Here is a 17,841-nt window from a genome sequence, read left to right on the forward strand (position 1 = left end):
CCCGCGGGGGCGGGTGTGGGTGGGTTGGTGCGAGAGGTCAGGCGGTGGAGGTGTTGTCGAACACCTTGGACAGCTCGTCGGGGGCGGCCAGCATGGTGCGTTTGCCCAGCACGGCCAGGACGACGAGGGTCAGGACGAACGGGATGGCCGCCAGAGCGAACTGGTTCACCGCGTAGCCGGCGGTCTGCAGCACGGAGGCCAACGAGAGCGCGGCACCGAACAGGTAGGCGCCGGCCATGATGCGGATCGGGTTCCACATCGCGAAGATGACGAGCGCCACCGCGATGAACCCGCGGCCGGCGATCATGTTCTCGAACCAGCTGTCGGCGTAGGCGATCGAGATGTGCGCGCCGCCGATCCCGGCCAGCGCGCCGCCCGCGATGGAGGACCAGTAGCGCACCGCCTTCACCGAGTAGCCGTTCACGCCGAGCGCCTCGGACCGCTCGCCTGCGGTCCTGACCAGCAGGCCGACCCGCGTCCGGAACAGCACCCACCAGATGGCCGGCGCCGCGAAGAACGCGATGTAGACCAGCGGGTCGTGGTCGAACAGGATCGGCCCGAGGCCCGGGATGTCGGAGAGTCCCGGGATGGGCACGTCGTCGAAGGCGTTGATCTGCTTGCTCACGTAGCTGACGCCGAACAGCGCCGTCACGCCGAGCGCCAGGAAGTAGAGCGTCAGACCGCTGGCGAACTGGTTGGCCCCGCGGCTCACGACGAGGACCGCGTGCACCAGGCTGAGCAGCGCACCGGCCACGGCGCCCCCGAGGACACCCAGCCACGGGTTCCCGGTGTGCGCGGTGACGGCATAGCCGCCGAGCGCACCGAGGAGCATCGACCCCTCGGTCCCCAGGTTGATGATGCCCGCGCGCTCGGAGATGGTCTCCCCCAGGCCCGCGTACATGATGGACGTGCCGCCGCGCACGGCTCCGGCGAGGAGATCGATGATCATGACTTCGCCTTTCGCGGGCTCGTCCAGCCGAGGACGGCGACGAGCAGGAGACCCATCAGGATGTTGACGCTGGCCGCGGGCAGACCCGAGTTGATCTGCAGGCTGTTGCCCGAGACCGCGATCGCGGCGAGCACCACGGACGCCAGGAGCAGGGGCAGGGGCTTGTGCCGGGACAGCCAGCTGGCCAGGAACGCGACGTAGCCGATGGTCAGCCCGAAGGTCGGACGCAGCTTGTACTCCATGCCCGCGTACTGCACGAAGCCCGCCAGCCCGGCCAGGGCACCGCCGATGAGCAGGGCGGTGAGGATCAGGGTCACCACCGGCATCCCCGCGCGCCGGGCGGCCTCGCCGTTGCCGCCGACCACCGAGAGCCGGAAGCCCCAGGTGGTCCGGGTCAGGGCGAACCAGACGACGATCGCCGCGACGATCGCGATGATGACGCCGATGTGGATCTGCGTCCCGGCGATCACGGGGAGCTTGGCGGCGTCGTTGAGCTCGACGCTCGTGGACTGCCCGAGCGCCTTCGGGTCCTTCCAGGGGCCCAGGATCAGGAACAGCATGGTGTAGAGCGCGACATAGTTGAGCAGCATGGTCGTGACGGCCTCGTTCACCTTCACGACGAGGCGCATCGCCGCCGCGATCCCGGCCCAGACCGCGCCGGCGACCATCGCGCTCAGCATCATCGCGATCATCACGACCCACGGGGACATCAGCGGCGTCAGCCAGAGCGCGGCCGCGGCGGCGCCGATGCCGCCGATGATCAGCTGCCCCTCGCCGCCGACGTTCACGAGCCCCGCCCGGGCGGGGACCACCACGGCCAGACCCGCGAGCGCGATCGGTGCCGCCCGCAGGATGATCTGCTGGAACTGCCCGGACTGGGTGAGGGTCGACGTCCAGATGTCCGAGTAGACCTGCAGCGGGTCGGCGCCGTTGGCCAGCACGAACGCGCTGAACAGGATCAGGCCCGCGAGCACGGCGACCAGCCAGCGCAGCCCGGTGGACCAGGCCTCGCCGATCTTCGGGCCCCGGTCCGTCGGCGGCTCGACCGGGACGGCGGCTGCGACGATCGCCGCGGCCACCGCCGCGGTCTGGGCATCGGCCTGGGTGCCCGTAGCCGTCCCTGTACCCGTTCGCTCCGCGGTCATGCGACGCCTCCCAGCATGAGTCGGCCGATCGACATCCGGTCGGCGCCGGCGGTGTCGATGACGCCGACCAGGTGCCCGTCGTGCATGACGGCGATCCGGTCGGCCACGGAGATGAGCTCGTCCAGGTCCTCGGAGACCATGAGCACCGCGGCGCCGCGGGCCCGGTGCTCGAGCAGCACCTCCTGCGTTCGGCGCGTGTTGGCCACGTCGAGGCCGCGGCTGGGATAGGCGGCGACGACGAGGGTCGCGTCCTGACCGAGCTCGCGGGTCAGGAGCACCCGCTGGATGTTGCCGCCCGACAGGGACGCGAGCGTCCGCTTCTTGGGTGCCATGTGCAGACCGACGCGCTCGTCGAGCGCGGTGGTCCGGGCGTCCACCGCGGACCAGTCGATCCCGAACCCGCGTCGCGGCACCTCACGACCGTCCAGCACCATGTGCTCGAGCACGGACAGCCCGGGCACCACCGCGTCCGCGACCGGGTCCTCCGGGATCGCCACCGCCCCGGCTGCGATCGCCTCGCTGGGCCCGAGCCCGGAGGCCGGCGAGTCACCGACGCGGACCGATCCGGCCGAGACCGGCCGCAGCCCGAGCGCGACCTCGCACAGCTCCTTCTGACCGCTGCCGGCGACGCCCGCGACACCGACGAGCTCGCCGGGGTGGACCTCGAGGTCCACCCCCTTGAGCGCGACGTGCCCGCGGTCGCCGAGCGCGGTGGCGCCCGTCATCTCGAGCACGGCGCGCTCGCTGGCCGGCACAGGGTTCCGCTCCCGCGACAGCGGTGGCACCCGCCGACCTACCATCGCCTCGACGAGCTCCTCGTCGGAGAACTGCGTGGGATCCGCGGACGTCAGCACGGCCTGGCCGCCGCGCAGGACGGTGACCTGGTCGGCGATGGCGCGGACCTCGTTGAGCTTGTGCGTCACCAGTACGATGCCCAGGCCCTGGTCGCGCAGCGAGGCGACGACCGTGAGCAGGGCCTCGACCTCCTGCGGCGCGAGCACGCTGGTGGGCTCGTCGAGGATGACCAGGCGTGCGCCCGTCATGAGGACCTTGAGGATCTCGGCGCGCTGCCGCTCGCCGATCGACAGGTGCCGGACCTTCGCGGTCGGGTCGACGGCCAGGCCGTACTCCTGCGACGCCGCCTCGATCTTGGCGGAGAGCGCCTTGAGCTTGAGGGTGGGGCCGTCGGGCAGCGCGAGGGCGATGTTCTCCGCGACCGTCAGTGCGGGGACCAGCCGCAGGTCCTGGAACACCATGCCGATGCCCAGCCCGCGCGCGTCCGCGGGGTTCCCCGGGGCGACCAGGTTCCCGTCGATGAACATGCGTCCTTCGTCCGGGGTATAGACGCCGTAGATCATCTTGAGGAGCGTGCTCTTGCCGGCCCCGTTCTCACCGATGAGGCCGTGCACCGTGCCGGGCATGACCGTGAGGTCAACGTCCGAGTTCGCCAGCACCTCGCCGAAGCGCTTGGTGAGGCTGCGCACCTCGAGCAGTGCCGTGGGCTTCCCGACGCGGGACTCAGCGCGGGCGACGGCGTCCGAGGTCATGACCGCGGCCTACGGCCCGAAGGGTCCGTATCCCGCGATGTATCCGTGGGTGTATCCATGCCTGGAGGCTAGGAGTGTGATGTTTCCGAAGCCGACGACACACGTAACGCTCTCGTGTCCGCCTGAGCACGATTTGGTGCGAGATCACCGCCTACGCTTCGCGCCATGACTCGTGTGCTCCTGGTGCATGGCGCCGCCACCACCGCCCGCGTGTGGGACCGCCTGATCCCCTTGCTGGCGGACGTCGACCTCGTCGTCCCGGACCGCCTCTCCAGCGGCGACCTGTCCGTGGAGCTCGATGCGCTGAGGACCGCCGCCGACGGCGCGGTGGTGGTGGGCGTGAGCGGCGGCGCGACGCTCGGTCTGGCACTCGCCGGTGCATCGGCCCACCTCGCGGGCGCCGTGCTGCACGAACCGGCGGTCGGATCTCTCGCGCCCCACCTGCTCGACCACGTGGTCACCGGCTGGACGCTCGGCGGGGTCGCCGGGTTCGGGTCCGCCCTCTACGGGCCGACCTGGGACCCGTCGATGGCTCCGGCGGACCCTGGTGCGGTCGAGCGCGACCTCGCGATGTTCCGCCGGTTCGAGCCGGTCGCGCCGGCACCCGGCAACGGCCGCGTGCTCGTGACGGTCGGCGAGGACTCACCGGACCTGCGTCACGCCGCCGCCGAGGCCCTGCACGAGCGCCTGGGCGTCGAGACCGTCACGCTGCCCGACAGCGGCCACTTCGTGCAGCACGACAACCCGGCCGCGCTGGCGGCCGTGATCCAGTCGGTGCTCGAGGCCATCTAGCCTGCGTCGGCGGGACGCCAGCCCGCGTGCGACCGGTGATGCGGCCTGGCCCCGGCGCCGCTACGCCGACGCCTCGGCGCGCACCGACCGCACCACCGGCACCAGCACGACGAGGTTCAGCACCGCCGTGAACGTCGGCCCGACCGACTTGACGAGGTCGCCGATGGTCACGCCGACGACCGCGTCCAGGGCCTGGACGACGATCATCGCGAGCGCCACCACGATCAGCGCGCGCCGCGACCGCACGACGGCCACCGCAGCGACCGCGACCACGAGCGCGACGCTGCGCGACGCGGCGTACATGGCCGAGCTGTCGTCGGTTCCCAGCCGCACGAGAGCCTCGATCGCGAACCCGAGGCTCACGCACGCGCTGATCGCGGTCACGGCGAACGCCGCCCACCAGAGCCGGCCTTCACGCGGTGCATCATTCATACAGTGAATGATAGCCCTTCGAGACGCGCCCCGCGTCGGCGATGCACCGGACCCCGCGCCCAGCGCGAGGCGCACGTCGTGTCCGGGTGCTCAGATCAGGCCGAGGGCCCGGACCGCGTCCCGCTCCTCGACGAGCTCGGCCACCGAGGCGTCGATCCGGCCGCGGGAGAAGTCGTCGACCTCGAGCCCCTGCACGATCGACCACGACCCGCCGTCCGACGTCACCGGGAACGACGAGATCAGGCCCTCGGGCACGCCGTACGAACCGTCGGACACGATGGCCGCCGACGTCCAGCTGCCCGCCGGCGTGCCGTTGACCCAGGAGTAGACGTGGTCGATCGCCGCGTTCGCCGCCGACGCGGCCGACGACGCACCACGGGCCTCGATGATGGCCGCGCCACGCTTCGCGACGGTCGGGATGAAGGTGTCGCGCACCCACGCGTCGTCGTCGAGTAGCGCGAGCGCCGGCTCGCCCGCGACCGTGGCGTGCGACAGGTCCGGGTACTGCGTGGCCGAGTGGTTGCCCCAGATGGTCAGCCGGGCGATGTCGGAGACCGACGACCGCGTCTTGTTGGCAAGCTGCGCGACCGCGCGGTTGTGGTCGAGGCGCGTCATGGCCGTGAACCGCTCGCCGGGCACGTCCCGAGCGTGCGACGCAGCGATGAACGCGTTCGTGTTGGCGGGGTTGCCGACGACGAGGATCCGCACGTCGTCCGCCGCGCCGGCGTTGATCGCCTCGCCCTGGGGCTTGAAGATGCCTCCGTTCGCGGACAGCAGGTCGCCGCGCTCCATGCCCGCGGTCCGCGGCCGGGCACCTACCAGGAGCGCCACGTTGACGCCGTCGAACGCCGCCCTCGCGTCGTCGTAGATCTCGACGCTGTGCAGCGTGCTGAACGCGCAGTCGTCCAGCTCCATCGCGGTGCCCTCGGCCGCCTTCACGGCCTGCGGGATCTCCAGCAGGCGCAGGACCACGGGGACGTCGGGGCCGAGGAGCTGGCCGGACGCGATCCGGAAGAGCAGCGCGTAGCCGATCTGGCCGGCGGCTCCGGTGACGGTCACGGTGACGGGCGAGCTGACCACGGAACGAGCTCCTTCGATCGGCGACGGCGGCGCCCTCACGCTACCCCGCAGACGACGCACGGCGCGTCGGTCAGAAGTCGTGCCGCCACCAGGGGCTGCCCGCGACGATCGACTCCAGACGTTCTTCCTCGGTGAGGCGCGTGGGCCGGTCCGCCGGCCCGGCGGCGTCCGCTGCCGCCCGCCACAGCGCCGCGGCGACATCGTTGCCCAGCGGCATATAGACGAACGAGCTGAGGAAGCCCATCGCCATGCCGCTGCCCTGCTCCGCGGCTGCCAGGAGCCACGGCTCCGCCAGCTCGGGCGGCTCGCACACGTCGTGCAGGAGAAAGCTGCCCAGCCGGAACGACGCTCGGACGTCCCCCGTGCTCGCCGCGGAGGTCAGCACGTCCCGTGTGCGGGTCCATGGCTCCTCGTCACGCAGGGCCCACAGCTGCGCCACAGCGCGCATCGAGGGGACGTGAGAGGCGCCGGCCAGAGGTTCGAGCAGGCGTAGAGCCTCGTCGTCGTCCCCCTGTACCTGCCACCGATACATCGCCAGGTCGTACGTCATGTCGGCGTCGCCCTGAGAGACACCTGTCTGCCACCCGGCCACCACGTCCATCACTGCCTGCTGCGTCTCGTCGTCCACGTTCGCTCCATCGGCAGCCCGGCCGGGGACCTGAACGCCGACGGCGTCACCGGATCGATCTCCGGTGACGCCGTCGGGACGAGAAGCGTGCTCAGGCGAGCTTGGCCGCCAGGTTGGCGTCGAGCGTCGCGAGGAACTCCTCGGTGGTCTGCCAGGCCTGGTCGGGGCCGACGAGGGCCGCGAGGTCCTTGGTCATGGCGCCGCTCTCGACGGTCTCGATGACGACCTGCTCGAGCGTGTTGGCGAACTCCGTGACCTCGGGGGTGCCGTCCAGGACGCCGCGGTGCTTGAGGCCGCCGGTCCAGGCGTAGATCGAGGCGATCGGGTTGGTCGACGTCGGCTTGCCGGCCTGGTGCTGGCGGAAGTGGCGCGTCACCGTCCCGTGGGCGGCCTCGGCCTCGACCGTCTTGCCGTCGGGCGTCATGAGCACGGACGTCATGAGGCCGAGCGAGCCGAAGCCCTGCGCGACCGTGTCGGACTGCACGTCACCGTCGTAGTTCTTGCAGGCCCAGACGTAGCCGCCCTCCCACTTCATGGCTGCGGCGACCATGTCGTCGATGAGCCGGTGCTCGTAGGTCAGGCCGGCCGCGGCGAACTGCTCGGCGTACTCGGCGTCGAACACCTCCTGGAAGATGTCCTTGAACGAGCCGTCGTAGGCCTTGAGGATCGTGTTCTTCGTCGACAGGTAGACCGGGTAGCCGCGCTGCAGGCCGTAGGCGAACGAGGCGCGCGCGAAGTCACGGATCGAGTCGTTGAAGTTGTACATGCCCATGGCGACACCGCCGCCGTCGGGGTACGTGACCACCTGCTGCGTGATCGGCTCGGAGCCGTCCGCCGGGGTGTACGTCATGGTCAGCGTGCCGGCGCCGGGCACCTTGAAGTTGGTGGCGCGGTACTGGTCGCCGAACGCGTGACGGCCGATGATGATCGGCTTGTTCCAGCCCGGCACCAGGCGCGGGATGTTGCTGATGATGATCGGCTCGCGGAAGACCACGCCGCCGAGGATGTTGCGGATCGTGCCGTTGGGCGAGACCCACATCTTCTTCAGGCCGAACTCCTCGACGCGCGCCTCGTCGGGCGTGATCGTCGCGCACTTGACGCCGACCCCGTGCTCCTTGATGGCGTTCGCGGCATCGATGGTCACCTGGTCGTCCGTGGCGTCACGGTTCTGGATCGACAGGTCGTAGTATCGCAGGTCGACGTCGAGGTACGGGTGGATCAGGCGGTCCTTGATGAACTGCCAGATGATGCGCGTCATCTCGTCGCCGTCGAGCTCGACGACCGGGCCGACAACCTTGATCTTCGCCATGCGGAGTCTCCTGTGCTGGGACGGGTGGGGCTCGGCACGATCGAACGGTGCCGGCGCAGGTCCGTGGGCAAGATTACTCGACATCGAGAGACTTTCGTCAGGCCTCCCCGATGCCGACCGGGACGATCCTCGCAGACCGGATACCCGTCACGCATCGGCGCGGACCGTGACCCTGGCGGTGCGGGACTGGCATGCTGGGATCTACGGGGCAGGCGCCTGCGGCTTGGAACAGCACACAGGCGGGCGTGGCACTCTCCGCGCGCACCTCCCCAACCTCTCCGAATTCTCACGACAGGAACGACATGTCACAGGACAACGCAGACAAGGCGACGGCCCTGCCTGAGCCCGAGCCCGACGAGACGATCGTCGAGAACACGCCCGAGCCCGCTGCCCCGGCAACCGAGGCCGCCGCCGAGCCCGTCGCCACCGAGGTACTGCCCGAGGCGCCCGAGGAGACGGAGTACGACGAGTACGAGGCCGTCTACCTCCCCGCCGGCTCCGTCGTCGTGACCGGGCCCAGCCTGCTCGCGAAGCTCGGCGCCGAGGCGTTCGGCACGTTCCTGCTGGTGATCGCGGGTCTCGGCGTCGCGCTGTACCTGAGCGTCAGCGGTGTCAGCAGCGCGCTGGCCGTCGGTCTGGCGTTCGGTCTGGCGCTGCTGGCCGGCATCATCGCCGTCGGCCACATCTCCGGGGGCCACTTCAACCCGGCCGTGACCGTCGGCGCCGCGATCGCGGGTCGCACGGCCTGGAAGGACGTCCTGCCCTACTGGCTCGCCCAGCTCGTGGGAGCCACGGCCGCCGCGGCGGTCCTGTTCACCACGATCCCGGACAAGCTGCCCGGCCTGATCGCGCAGGGCTCCACCACGGCGACCAAGAAGTCGTTCTTCTCCGGCGTGGCCAACGGCTTCGAGGCCCACTCGCCGCTGTCCACCGCCTCGCAGGGCCAGGTCAGCTTCACGCTGGTCTCCGCGCTGCTGGTCGAGCTCGTCGTCACCGCGCTCTTCGTCGGCGTCATCCTCGGCGCCACCGACCGTCGCGCCAAGAACGTCTCGGCGCCGCTGGCCATCGGCCTGGCCCTGGCCGTGCTGATCCTGGTCGCCCTGCCGATCACGAACGCGTCGCTCAACCCGGCCCGCTCGTTCGCCGCGGCCGTGTTCTCCGAGAGCTGGGCCTGGAAGCAGCTGTGGCTCTTCGTCGTCGCCCCGATCGTCGGCGCGGCGCTGTCCGGCCTGGTCTACCGCGCGTTCGCCGCGGAGCCGCCGGAGGAGGACAACCTGCTCGAGGAGGACGACGAGTACGTCACAACCGAGGACACGCTCATCGTCTCCGAGCGCTGATCCGCCTCGCTCCACGACGAGAGCCCGGGACCGCAGCGGTCCCGGGCTCTCGTGCGTCCGGCGCGGGAGGAACGCGGGTCAGAACCATTCGCCGGGCAGCACGGCGGCGAACAGCCCGAGTCCGACCGCGAGCGTGAACAGCACCGAGACGTCGAGCCACCGGGCGCGGACCGAGAGGGCCACGGGCCCGGGGACCGGGGTGACCAGCCGCACGATGCCACAGGCGGCGACCACCGCGGCGAGCACGGCCGACCCGGTCCTGGTGCCGACGCCGAGCGCCACCGCGACGGCGACGGCGATCCCGGCGCTCACCCACCACAGCGACGCGTTGCGGCCGGCGGCCAGCGACGCACGGGCGATCGTCCGCGGGTCCACGGGCGCCTCTCCGACGCCTACCGGGCCGGAGATCGGCGCGGGCTCGGTGGCGGGCTCGGTGACGGGCACCGTCGCCGGCTCCGTCACCGGGTCCGCCGGTTGCTCCTGGGCGATCGGGTCCGCCGGCACGGGCGGCTCCGACGGTGGCGTCTGGGCGCGCGTCGGCGCGGCGTGGCGGAGCCCCGCACCGCTCGTCGTCCGCTCGTGCACCATCGATCTGCCTCCCGTCCGGAGACTACCGTTGCCAGGTGAGCGACCCTGAATCCACGAGCCGGCCGCAGCGCGTCGTCCGGTCGGTGCTGGTGGTCGGCGGCGGGCTGGCGGCCACCCGGACCGTGGCTGAGCTGCGGGAACGCGGGTTCGACGGCCGGGTCGTCGTGCTCGGGGCCGAACCGATCGCGCCGTACGACCGCCCTCCCCTGTCCAAGCACCTTCTCGACCGATCGACGCCGACCTGGCTGCGCGACGAGATCGGCGCCGATCTGCCGGTCCTCGCCGACGAGGTGCGCCTGGGCTCCCCCGCGCGCGGCCTCACGATCACCGCGGCGGGCGTCGAGGTGCAGACCGACGGTGGTCCGCTGGGCGCGGACGCGGTCGTCGTCGCGACCGGGGCCCACGCCGTTCGACCGCCCGGCTGGGAGGCCGCGCTCACCCTGCACACCGCCGCCGACGCGGACGTCCTGCGCGCGGCCCTCGTCCCGGGCACCCGCCTGGTCGTGATCGGCGCGGGCTGGATCGGCGCGGAGATCGCGACCGTGGCGGCCGCCGCCGGGCTCGACGTCACCGTCCTGGAGGCGACCGGCGACCCGCTCGGCGCGGCACTGGGCCCGGCGGTGGGTGCGCTCACCGCGCCCTGGTACGCCGCCGTGGGCGTGCACCTGCGGCGTGGCGCGCACGTGGTCGAGGTGGGAGGCAACGGCGTCGCGCTGGCCGACGGGACGCTGGTGCCTGCCGACGTCGTGCTGGCGGCCGTCGGGGCGCGGCCGACGACCGCGTGGCTCGGTTCCGCGCTGCCCCAGGAGCCGGACGGGTCGCTGCGCGTCGACGAGCGCCACGCGGTGCTCGGGGTGCCCCGCTCCGTGCGCGCGGTGGGCGACGTCGCCCTGCGGCGTTCGCAGCGGCACGGCTGGGTGCCGGGCGGTCACTGGGACGGCGCGCTGCGGGGCCCGACGGACCTCGTCGCGGACCTGCTGGGCACCGGCGACCCGGTCGTCGACCCGGCGCCGTACGTCTTCTCGACGCAGCTGGGCCACGAGCTCGCCCTGTTCGGCGTCCGGCACGTCGACGACGAGGTGGTGCTGCGGGGTGACCCCACGGGCGCCGACGGCTGGGGTGCGCTCTGGTTCCGGCCCGGGACGGACCAGGTCAGCGCGGCCTTCACGGTCGACCGCCCCCACGACGTCGGCGCAGCACGGCGGCTGTTCACGGCCGCCGCGCTGCCCCGGCTGGACCGGACTCTCGCGCGCGACGTGGGCACCACCCTGCGCGACGCGCAGCGGTAGCGCTCGCCGCGCTCAGTGCGCGAAGTGCCGCGTGCCCGTCAGGTAGAGGGTCACGTCGGCCGCCTGGGCCGCCGCGACGACCTCGTCGTCGCGCACCGAGCCGCCGGGCTGCACGATGGCCCGGACACCGGCGTCGATGAGCACCTGGGCGCCGTCGGCGAACGGGAAGAACGCGTCCGACGCCGCGACCGCACCCCGGGCACGTTCGATGTCGCCCGTGTTCGCGCGGGTCACCGCTAGGCCGCACGAGTCCACGCGGTTGACCTGACCCATCCCGACCCCGACGGACGCGCCGGCGTGGGCGAGCAGGATCGCGTTCGACTTCACCGCGCGGACCGCGCGCCAGGCGAACACGAGGTCGGCGAGCGTGTCCTCGTCGGCCGGCCGGCCCGCGGCGAGCGTCCAGGCGGTCGGGTCGTCGCCGGGCGCGTCGATGCGGTCGAGCTGCTGCACGAGCGTGCCGCCGGTGATGGCGCGCACCTCGGTGGTGTGCGTCGCGTCGTCGAGACCCGTGACCTTGAGCAGGCGGATGTTCTTCTTGCGGCTGAGGATCTCGACGGCCTCGGGCTCGAAGTCCGGGGCGACGACGACCTCGGTGAACACCGGTGCGATCTGCTCCGCAGCCGCCGCGGTGAGCGTGCGGTTCGTCGCGATGACTCCGCCGTACGCCGATACCGGATCGCAGGCGTGGGCCTTGGCGTGGGCGTCGGCGACGTCCACGCCGACCGCGATGCCGCACGGGTTGGCGTGCTTGATGATCGCCACCGCCGGGGCGTCGTGGTCGTGCGCTGCGCGCCAGGCGGCGTCCGCGTCGACGTAGTTGTTGTAGCTCATGGCCTTGCCGTGCAGCTGTTCGCCGCCGGCCAGACCGAGGCCGGCCGCGCCGGTGGGCGAGAGGTACAGCGCGGCGAACTGGTGCGGGTTCTCGCCGTAGCGCAGCACCTCACCGCGTTCGAACGTCGAGGTGGCGACCTTCGGGAAGCCGCTGTCGTCGTCGGGGGCGTAGGAGCTGGCGAACCAGGCCGCCACCGCGGCGTCGTACGCGGCCGTGTGCGCGAACGCGTCGGCGGCGAGCAGGCGGCGCGCCTCGAGCGTGAAGCCGCCCGCGTGCACGGCCTCGACCACCTCGTCGTACCGAGCGGGATCGACGACGACCGCCACGCTCGGGTGGTTCTTCGCCGCGGCGCGCACCATCGACGGGCCGCCGATGTCGATCTGCTCGACGCACTCGTCGGCGGACGCGCCGGACGCGACCGTCGCGGTGAACGGGTAGAGGTTGACGACGACCAGCTCGAACGGCTCGATGCCGAGCTCGTCCAGCTGGCGCAGGTGCTCGGGCAGGCGCGTGTCGGCCAGGATGCCCGCGTGCACACGCGGGTGCAGCGTCTTGACGCGACCGTCGAGGCACTCGGGGAAGCCGGTCAGGTCCTCGACCCGGGTGACGGGGACGCCGGTGGCCGCGATCGTCGCGGCGGTCGATCCGGTGGAGACGATCTCGATACCGGCGGCGTGCAGGGCCGCCGCCAGCTCGGTCAGGCCGGTCTTGTCGTAGACGCTGACCAATGCACGGCGGACGGGCCGGACAGACGAGGTGGAGGGCACAGCAGCTCCCGGAGGTGTGGGTCGGAACAACGGACCCATGCACCCAGGCGGGCGGTGCGTGGCGGGGAACTGCGGTCGCTTCCCGGTGGTTGAACCCACCTGCGCCAGTCACGACCAGGGCCGAGTCTAGCGGGCCTCAGCCGACTTCTGCGTGGCGACCGTCCACCGTGAGACCGCCGCGGGCGATCCGCCCCACCCACTCGACCAGCAACGACCGCTCGACCACCTTGATCCGCTCGTGCAGGGAGGTCTCGTCGTCCCCGGGCTCCACGGCGACGGCCGCCTGCGCCAGGATCGGGCCCGTGTCGATGCCCTCGTCGACCACCATCACGGTGCACCCGGTGACCTTGGCGCCGTACTCGAGGGCGTCCCGCACGCCGTGCGCGCCCGGAAAGGCCGGCAGCAGGGCGGGGTGCGTGTTGATGATCCGGCCGCCGAACCGCTCGAGGAACGTGGCCCCGAACAGCTTCATGAACCCGGCGAGCACGATCAGGTCCGGCTGGAACACCGAGACGGTCTCCGCCACCGCAGCGTCCCAGGCCGCCCGGTCGTCGAAGTCCTTGACCGACACGACGGCGGTCGGGATACCCGCCTCGGCGGCGATGTCCAGCGCGCGGATCCCCCGGCGGTCCGCGACGACGGCGACGACCCGCGCCCCGTAGCCGGGGTCGTCGTGCGCCGCCAGCAGCGCCGCGAGGTTGGAACCGGTGCCGGACACCATCACGACGAGCCGACCCGCCGCTCGGGTGGGTGGGCTGGGATATGGCTGACTCACGCGGCGACCTTACCCGTGCGAACCACCGGGCGACCCGAGGTGCCGGCCGTCGCGGACACCAGCCGGCGGCGTGTCCACGTCCTGGCCTTCGTGGGCGAGAATGCTGACGTGAGCAACCCGTACGCGCCCCCCGGCGACCGTCCGCGCCAGCCGGACGGCGAACGGCCGGGCGCGCCCGTGCAGGACCAGGTTCCGCCGCCCTACCTGCAGCACCCGCCGCCGGCGTGGCAGCAGAGCGGCGCGCGCCCCCCGGTGCCCGCCCCGGTCCCGACCGATCCCGAGGGCGCCGCACGCGCCGGCCGCATCGCCCGCCTGTTCGCGTTGACGGTCCTGGCGTCGGTGCTGGTCAGCCTCATGCGGCTGCCGTGGTCCCTCGGCGCCGCGGTGCTGGGTCTGGCCGCCATCGGCATCGGTGTGTGGGCGCTCGTCGTCGCAGGTCAGGCACACGTGCGCGGCACCCTGCCGATCATCCTCACCGCCGGCCTGGTCGTCGCGTTCCTGTGGTCGATGGCCATGGCCGCGCCCGCGGTCAGCCTGCAGGCCGGGCTGGACCGGCAGGCGTGCCTGGACGGCGCCCTCACCGTCTCTGCCCACGAACGGTGCGAGGCGCAGTACCAGAAGGACCTGAAGGTCCAGCGGGAGAAGCTCGGCGTCGGGGGCTGAGCTCAGCCGACCGGGTCGTCGACCGGCAGCTCGTCGTCGAGATCCCGGTGGTCCTCTCGCCGTCCCCGCTGTGCCCTGCTCATCGCACCGCCGAGGAGCCGACGAAGCTCGGCGCGCACCAGCGGGTCGGACGGTACGGCGATGAGCAGTGCGCCGATCAGCACGCCGGCGCCCGCCAGCAGCCCGACGAGCACCCCCTGCGCGCCGACGTGCGCGAGCCGGCCCGGACCGACGCTGCCGCTGGCGAGGGCGACCAGGATGCTGAGCAGGACGCCGAGGGTCAGTGCCGCGATGCCGGACGCGGCCGCCCCGTGCCACCACCGGGTGGCCCGCAGCCGGCGGTGCACGTACAGGCCGACGACGGCCCCGATCCCGACCAGCACGATCGGCACGATGCTGGTCGCCGGTCCGGCGACGTCGGGCGTCGGCAGCGCGCCCAGCATCGGGACCGCGGGCAGCGGTCCACCGACCACCGCGTCGGGTGCGAACAGCGTCCCGGAGCCGACGGAGAAGCCGTTGCCGGTGAGCCACGCGGTCGCCCAGACCACGAGGTTGGGCACGAAGGCCAGCTCGGCGAAGGCGAGCACGAGGCCACCGACCGCGTCGAGGCCGAGCCCGCGCACGACGTCGCCGATGGTCGCTCGGCCCGCCAGCACCCAGAGCGTCGCGACCGCGGCGGCGACCACGAACAGCAGGGCGAGCGCGAGCAGACCGGCGGCCGAACCGGTCCGGACGGCCGGCGGGACCCGCGTCCAGACGGGCCGCGTCAGCGTCCGCCAGGCCGGCGCCTCGGGGCGGGCCAGCAGCCCGGCGCCGAGCCCGAGACCGGACACGACGACCCCGCCGACGACCGCCCGTGCGAGGCCGAGTCCGTGGACGCCCACGAGCAGGGACGCGACGACCGTGACCAGCGCGTAGGCCGCGACGCCCGCCGTGTAGCCGGGCCAGGTGGCCAGGCCGGAGCGCCGGGCGGAGGCGTAGCAGGTGAACAGGGCCAGGATCGTCACGCCGAGCGGCACGATCGTCACCGAGACCGCTCCGACGGCGACGGGCACGCCGTGCCCGAGCAACCAGATCGACGCCCCGACGCCGACCGACCGCAACCAGCCGACGCCGTCGTTGGAGGGGTCGGCGGACGTGGCCACATAGGCGGCGATGGCGGGCAGCACGATCACGAGGAACGACAGCAGGGCCGCCTGGAGCGCCGCGAGGACGCCGGCCACCCACCGCGGGGCGCCGTCGAGCGCGCTGGCGAAGAACTGGTCGGTCCCGGCCGCCGGACGTCGCCCGCGGGACCGCGGTCGGGTGCGGTCGAGGACGTTGCGGGTGACGCTCACCGTGCCATCGTCGCTGCCGTTCGAACGCAGACGGAGAACATCGCCCGGCGCGTCGGACGCGAGAAGGCGCCGACCCGGTCGGGTCGACGCCTCCTCGTCGGACGGCTCGGGTGAGGGCTCAGCCCAGCAGCTCCCGGGCGAGCGCGGCGGTCTCGGACGGCGTCTTGCCGACCTTGACGCCGGCCGCCTCGAGGGCCTCCTTCTTCGCCTGCGCGGTGCCCGAGGAGCCCGAGACGATGGCGCCGGCGTGGCCCATGGTCTTGCCCTCGGGGGCCGTGAAGCCGGCGACGTAGCCGACGACCGGCTTGGTCACGTGCTCCTTGATGTAGGCGGCGGCCCGCTCCTCGGCGTCGCCACCGATCTCACCGATCATCACGATGACCTCGGTCTCGGGGTCCGCCTCGAACGCCGCGAGCGCGTCGATGTGCGTGGTGCCGATGATCGGGTCGCCGCCGATGCCGATCGCCGTCGAGAACCCGAAGTCCCGCAGCTCGTACATCATCTGGTAGGTCAGCGTGCCGGACTTCGAGACCAGGCCGACGCGGCCCGGGCCCGTGATGTCCGCCGGGATGATGCCGACGTTGGACTTTCCGGGGCTGATCAGGCCGGGGCAGTTGGGGCCGATGAGCCGCACGCCCTTCTCCTGCGCCAGCGCGAAGAACTCGGCCGTGTCGGCCACCGGGACGCCCTCGGTGATGATCACGACCAGCGGCACGCCGGCCTCGATCGCCTCGACGACGGCGGCCTTGGTGTGGGCCGGCGGGACGAAGATCACGGAGACGTCGGCGCCGGTCGTGGCGACGGCCTCGGCGACGGTGCCGAAGACGGGCACCTCCACCTGGCCGAACGCGACGGACGTGCCCGCCTTGCGTGGGTTCACGCCTCCGACGACGGACGTGCCGCCGGCGAGCATGCGGGTGGTGTGCTTCTGGCCCTCGGCCCCCGTCATGCCCTGGACGATGACCTTGGATGCCTCGGTCAGGAAGATCGCCATGTGTGTGTCAGCTTCTCTCTGGTTCAGGGGTGTGGCTCAGGCCGCAGCGTGGGCGAGCTCGGCTGCCTTGTCGGCGCCGCCGTCCATGGTCTCTGCGAGCGTGACCAGCGGGTGCGCGGCCTCCGCGAGGATCCGACGTCCCTCGACGACGTTGTTGCCGTCCAGGCGGACGACGAGCGGCTTCGACGCCTCGTCGCCGAGGATCTCGAGCGCGGCGACGATGCCCTTGGCCACCTCGTCGCACGCCGTGATCCCGCCGAAGACGTTGACGAACACGGACTTGACCTGCGGGTCCGTCAGGATGATGTCCAGACCGGCGGCCATGATCTGCGCATTCGCGCCGCCACCGATGTCGAGGAAGTTCGCCGGCTTCACGTGGCCGTGCTTCTCGCCGGCGTACGCGACGACGTCCAGGGTGCTCATCACGAGCCCCGCGCCGTTGCCGATGATGCCGACCTCGCCGTCGAGCTTGACGTAGTTGAGGTCCGCCGCCTTGGCGCGTGTCTCGAGCGGGTCCGTCTCGGCGTTGTCCTGGAGCTCCTCGTGCTCCGGGTGCCGGAAGCCCGCGTTCTCGTCGAGCGTGACCTTGCCGTCGAGCGCGACGATGTCGCCGTCCTCCGTGAGGACCAGCGGGTTCACCTCGACGAGCGTGGCGTCCTCTTCCTTGTACACGGTCCACAGCGTCTGCAGCACCGCCGCGACCTTCGGGGCCAGCTCCGGGCTGAAGCCCGCGGCGGCCACGATCTCGTCGGCCTTCGCCTGGTCGATGCCCGTGCGCGGGTCGACGGCGACCTTGGCCAGCGCGTCCGGGCGCTCGACGGCGAGCTGCTCGATCTCCATGCCGCCCTCGACCGAGCACATCGCCAGGTAGCGACGCTCGGCACGGTCCAGCAGCAGCGAGAAGTAGAACTCGGTGGCGATCTTGGCGCCGGCGGCGATCATCACGCGGTGGACGGTGTGGCCCTTGATGTCCATGCCGAGGATCTCGTCGGCCTTCTCGGCCGCCTCGTCCACGGAGCGCGCCAGCTTGACTCCGCCCGCCTTGCCGCGACCCCCGACCTTGACCTGGGCCTTGACGACGACCACGCCAGGCTGACCACCCAGAAGCTGCTCCGCGCCGGCGCGGGCCTCCTCGGTGGTCGTGGCGACGACGCCACCCAGCACGGGGACGCCGTGCTTCTCGAAGATGTCACGTGCCTGGTACTCGAACAGGTCCACCTGGTCTGGGTCCTCTCATCACCGGCGCTCGACGGCCTCGGTTCGGCCGAAACGCCCCGATCGATGGTAGCGGCCGGTCAGGGATCGCTCGACGTCGAGAGATGTGGCGTGCACGACGTTCACGCGGAATTCGTACGAGGCCGTCAACTTGGGTTG

The 17,841-nt window shown here is 72.2% G+C and carries 17 protein-coding genes and 1 riboswitch; of the genes, 4 read left to right on the top strand and 13 right to left on the bottom strand.

Annotated elements, in window-relative coordinates; translation table 11 throughout:
• Positions 1–37: 37 nt before the first annotated feature.
• From ACPPVS_RS14385 to ACPPVS_RS14395, 3 genes are read right to left on the bottom strand one after another with little or no spacing between them, the layout of a single operon-like run.
• Complete coding sequence (locus ACPPVS_RS14385) at positions 38–949, bottom strand: ABC transporter permease (RefSeq protein WP_426592937.1); 912 nt, start codon at positions 947–949, stop codon at positions 38–40.
• A complete protein-coding gene (locus tag ACPPVS_RS14390; RefSeq protein WP_426592938.1) occupies positions 946–2,094 on the bottom strand; it encodes an ABC transporter permease in 1,149 nt (382 codons plus the stop codon). The genes ACPPVS_RS14385 and ACPPVS_RS14390 overlap by 4 nt, the downstream gene beginning before the upstream one ends.
• Complete coding sequence (locus ACPPVS_RS14395) at positions 2,091–3,641, bottom strand: ABC transporter ATP-binding protein (protein WP_426592939.1); 1,551 nt, start codon at positions 3,639–3,641, stop codon at positions 2,091–2,093. The genes ACPPVS_RS14390 and ACPPVS_RS14395 overlap by 4 nt, the downstream gene beginning before the upstream one ends.
• Positions 3,642–3,806: 165 nt before the next feature.
• Here ACPPVS_RS14395 and ACPPVS_RS14400 point away from each other — a divergent pair, with 165 nt between their 5' ends.
• A complete protein-coding gene (locus ACPPVS_RS14400; RefSeq protein ID WP_426592940.1) occupies positions 3,807–4,433 on the top strand; it encodes an alpha/beta fold hydrolase in 627 nt (208 codons plus the stop codon).
• Between the two features lie 60 nt (positions 4,434–4,493).
• On the opposite strand, the gene ACPPVS_RS14405 is transcribed toward ACPPVS_RS14400, so the two are convergent.
• The 4 genes from ACPPVS_RS14405 to ACPPVS_RS14420 form a co-directional block, all read right to left on the bottom strand.
• A complete protein-coding gene (locus tag ACPPVS_RS14405) occupies positions 4,494–4,865 on the bottom strand; it encodes a hypothetical protein (RefSeq protein WP_426592941.1) in 372 nt (123 codons plus the stop codon).
• 90 nt (positions 4,866–4,955) lie between these two features.
• Positions 4,956–5,945: a malate dehydrogenase gene (locus ACPPVS_RS14410; RefSeq protein ID WP_426592942.1), complete on the bottom strand. Its 990-nt coding sequence runs from the start codon at positions 5,943–5,945 to the stop codon at positions 4,956–4,958.
• Positions 5,946–6,015: 70 nt separating this feature from the next.
• Positions 6,016–6,573 (bottom strand): hypothetical protein, encoded by a 558-nt coding sequence (locus ACPPVS_RS14415; RefSeq protein WP_426592943.1) that lies wholly within the window; start codon positions 6,571–6,573, stop codon positions 6,016–6,018.
• A 91-nt stretch (positions 6,574–6,664) separates the two neighbouring features.
• Complete coding sequence (locus tag ACPPVS_RS14420) at positions 6,665–7,882, bottom strand: NADP-dependent isocitrate dehydrogenase (protein ID WP_426592944.1); 1,218 nt, start codon at positions 7,880–7,882, stop codon at positions 6,665–6,667.
• Between the two features lie 302 nt (positions 7,883–8,184).
• Here ACPPVS_RS14420 and ACPPVS_RS14425 point away from each other — a divergent pair, with 302 nt between their 5' ends.
• Complete coding sequence (locus ACPPVS_RS14425) at positions 8,185–9,219, top strand: MIP family channel protein (RefSeq protein ID WP_426592945.1); 1,035 nt, start codon at positions 8,185–8,187, stop codon at positions 9,217–9,219.
• Between the two features lie 78 nt (positions 9,220–9,297).
• Here ACPPVS_RS14425 and ACPPVS_RS14430 read toward each other — a convergent pair whose 3' ends face one another.
• On the bottom strand, positions 9,298–9,807 hold the full coding sequence (locus ACPPVS_RS14430) for a DUF3017 domain-containing protein (protein WP_426592946.1): 510 nt from the start codon (positions 9,805–9,807) through the stop codon (positions 9,298–9,300).
• A 35-nt stretch (positions 9,808–9,842) separates the two neighbouring features.
• Between ACPPVS_RS14430 and ACPPVS_RS14435 the strand changes: the two genes are divergently transcribed.
• Positions 9,843–11,096, top strand: a complete 1,254-nt coding sequence (locus tag ACPPVS_RS14435) for an NAD(P)/FAD-dependent oxidoreductase (RefSeq protein ID WP_426592947.1) — start codon at positions 9,843–9,845, stop codon at positions 11,094–11,096.
• A gap of 12 nt (positions 11,097–11,108) precedes the next feature.
• Here the strand turns inward: ACPPVS_RS14435 and purH are convergent, their stop codons facing one another.
• The gene (gene purH / locus ACPPVS_RS14440) at positions 11,109–12,737 is read right to left on the bottom strand and encodes a bifunctional phosphoribosylaminoimidazolecarboxamide formyltransferase/IMP cyclohydrolase (RefSeq protein WP_426592948.1); all 1,629 of its coding nucleotides are present in this window, start codon (positions 12,735–12,737) and stop codon (positions 11,109–11,111) included.
• Positions 12,733–12,820, bottom strand: a riboswitch (ZMP/ZTP riboswitch). Its footprint overlaps the gene before it by 5 nt.
• A 14-nt stretch (positions 12,821–12,834) precedes the next feature.
• A complete protein-coding gene (gene purN / locus ACPPVS_RS14445; protein ID WP_426595988.1) occupies positions 12,835–13,419 on the bottom strand; it encodes a phosphoribosylglycinamide formyltransferase in 585 nt (194 codons plus the stop codon).
• A gap of 162 nt (positions 13,420–13,581) precedes the next feature.
• On the opposite strand from purN, the gene ACPPVS_RS14450 reads away from it, so the two are divergent.
• A complete protein-coding gene (locus ACPPVS_RS14450; RefSeq protein ID WP_426592949.1) occupies positions 13,582–14,136 on the top strand; it encodes a hypothetical protein in 555 nt (184 codons plus the stop codon).
• Positions 14,137–14,138: 2 nt separating this feature from the next.
• Here the strand turns inward: ACPPVS_RS14450 and ACPPVS_RS14455 are convergent, their stop codons facing one another.
• The 3 genes from ACPPVS_RS14455 to sucC form a co-directional block, all read right to left on the bottom strand.
• The gene (locus ACPPVS_RS14455) at positions 14,139–15,473 is read right to left on the bottom strand and encodes a DUF6350 family protein (RefSeq protein WP_426592950.1); all 1,335 of its coding nucleotides are present in this window, start codon (positions 15,471–15,473) and stop codon (positions 14,139–14,141) included.
• 118 nt (positions 15,474–15,591) lie between these two features.
• On the bottom strand, positions 15,592–16,467 hold the full coding sequence (gene sucD, locus ACPPVS_RS14460) for a succinate--CoA ligase subunit alpha (protein WP_426592951.1): 876 nt from the start codon (positions 16,465–16,467) through the stop codon (positions 15,592–15,594).
• A 36-nt stretch (positions 16,468–16,503) separates the two neighbouring features.
• Entirely contained in the window at positions 16,504–17,685 is a 1,182-nt protein-coding gene (gene sucC / locus ACPPVS_RS14465; RefSeq protein ID WP_426592952.1) for an ADP-forming succinate--CoA ligase subunit beta, read from the bottom strand.
• Between the last annotated feature and the right edge of the window lie 156 nt (positions 17,686–17,841).

This window comes from Cellulomonas sp. McL0617 (assembly GCF_049994875.1).
GTDB lineage: Bacteria > Actinomycetota > Actinomycetes > Actinomycetales > Cellulomonadaceae > Cellulomonas.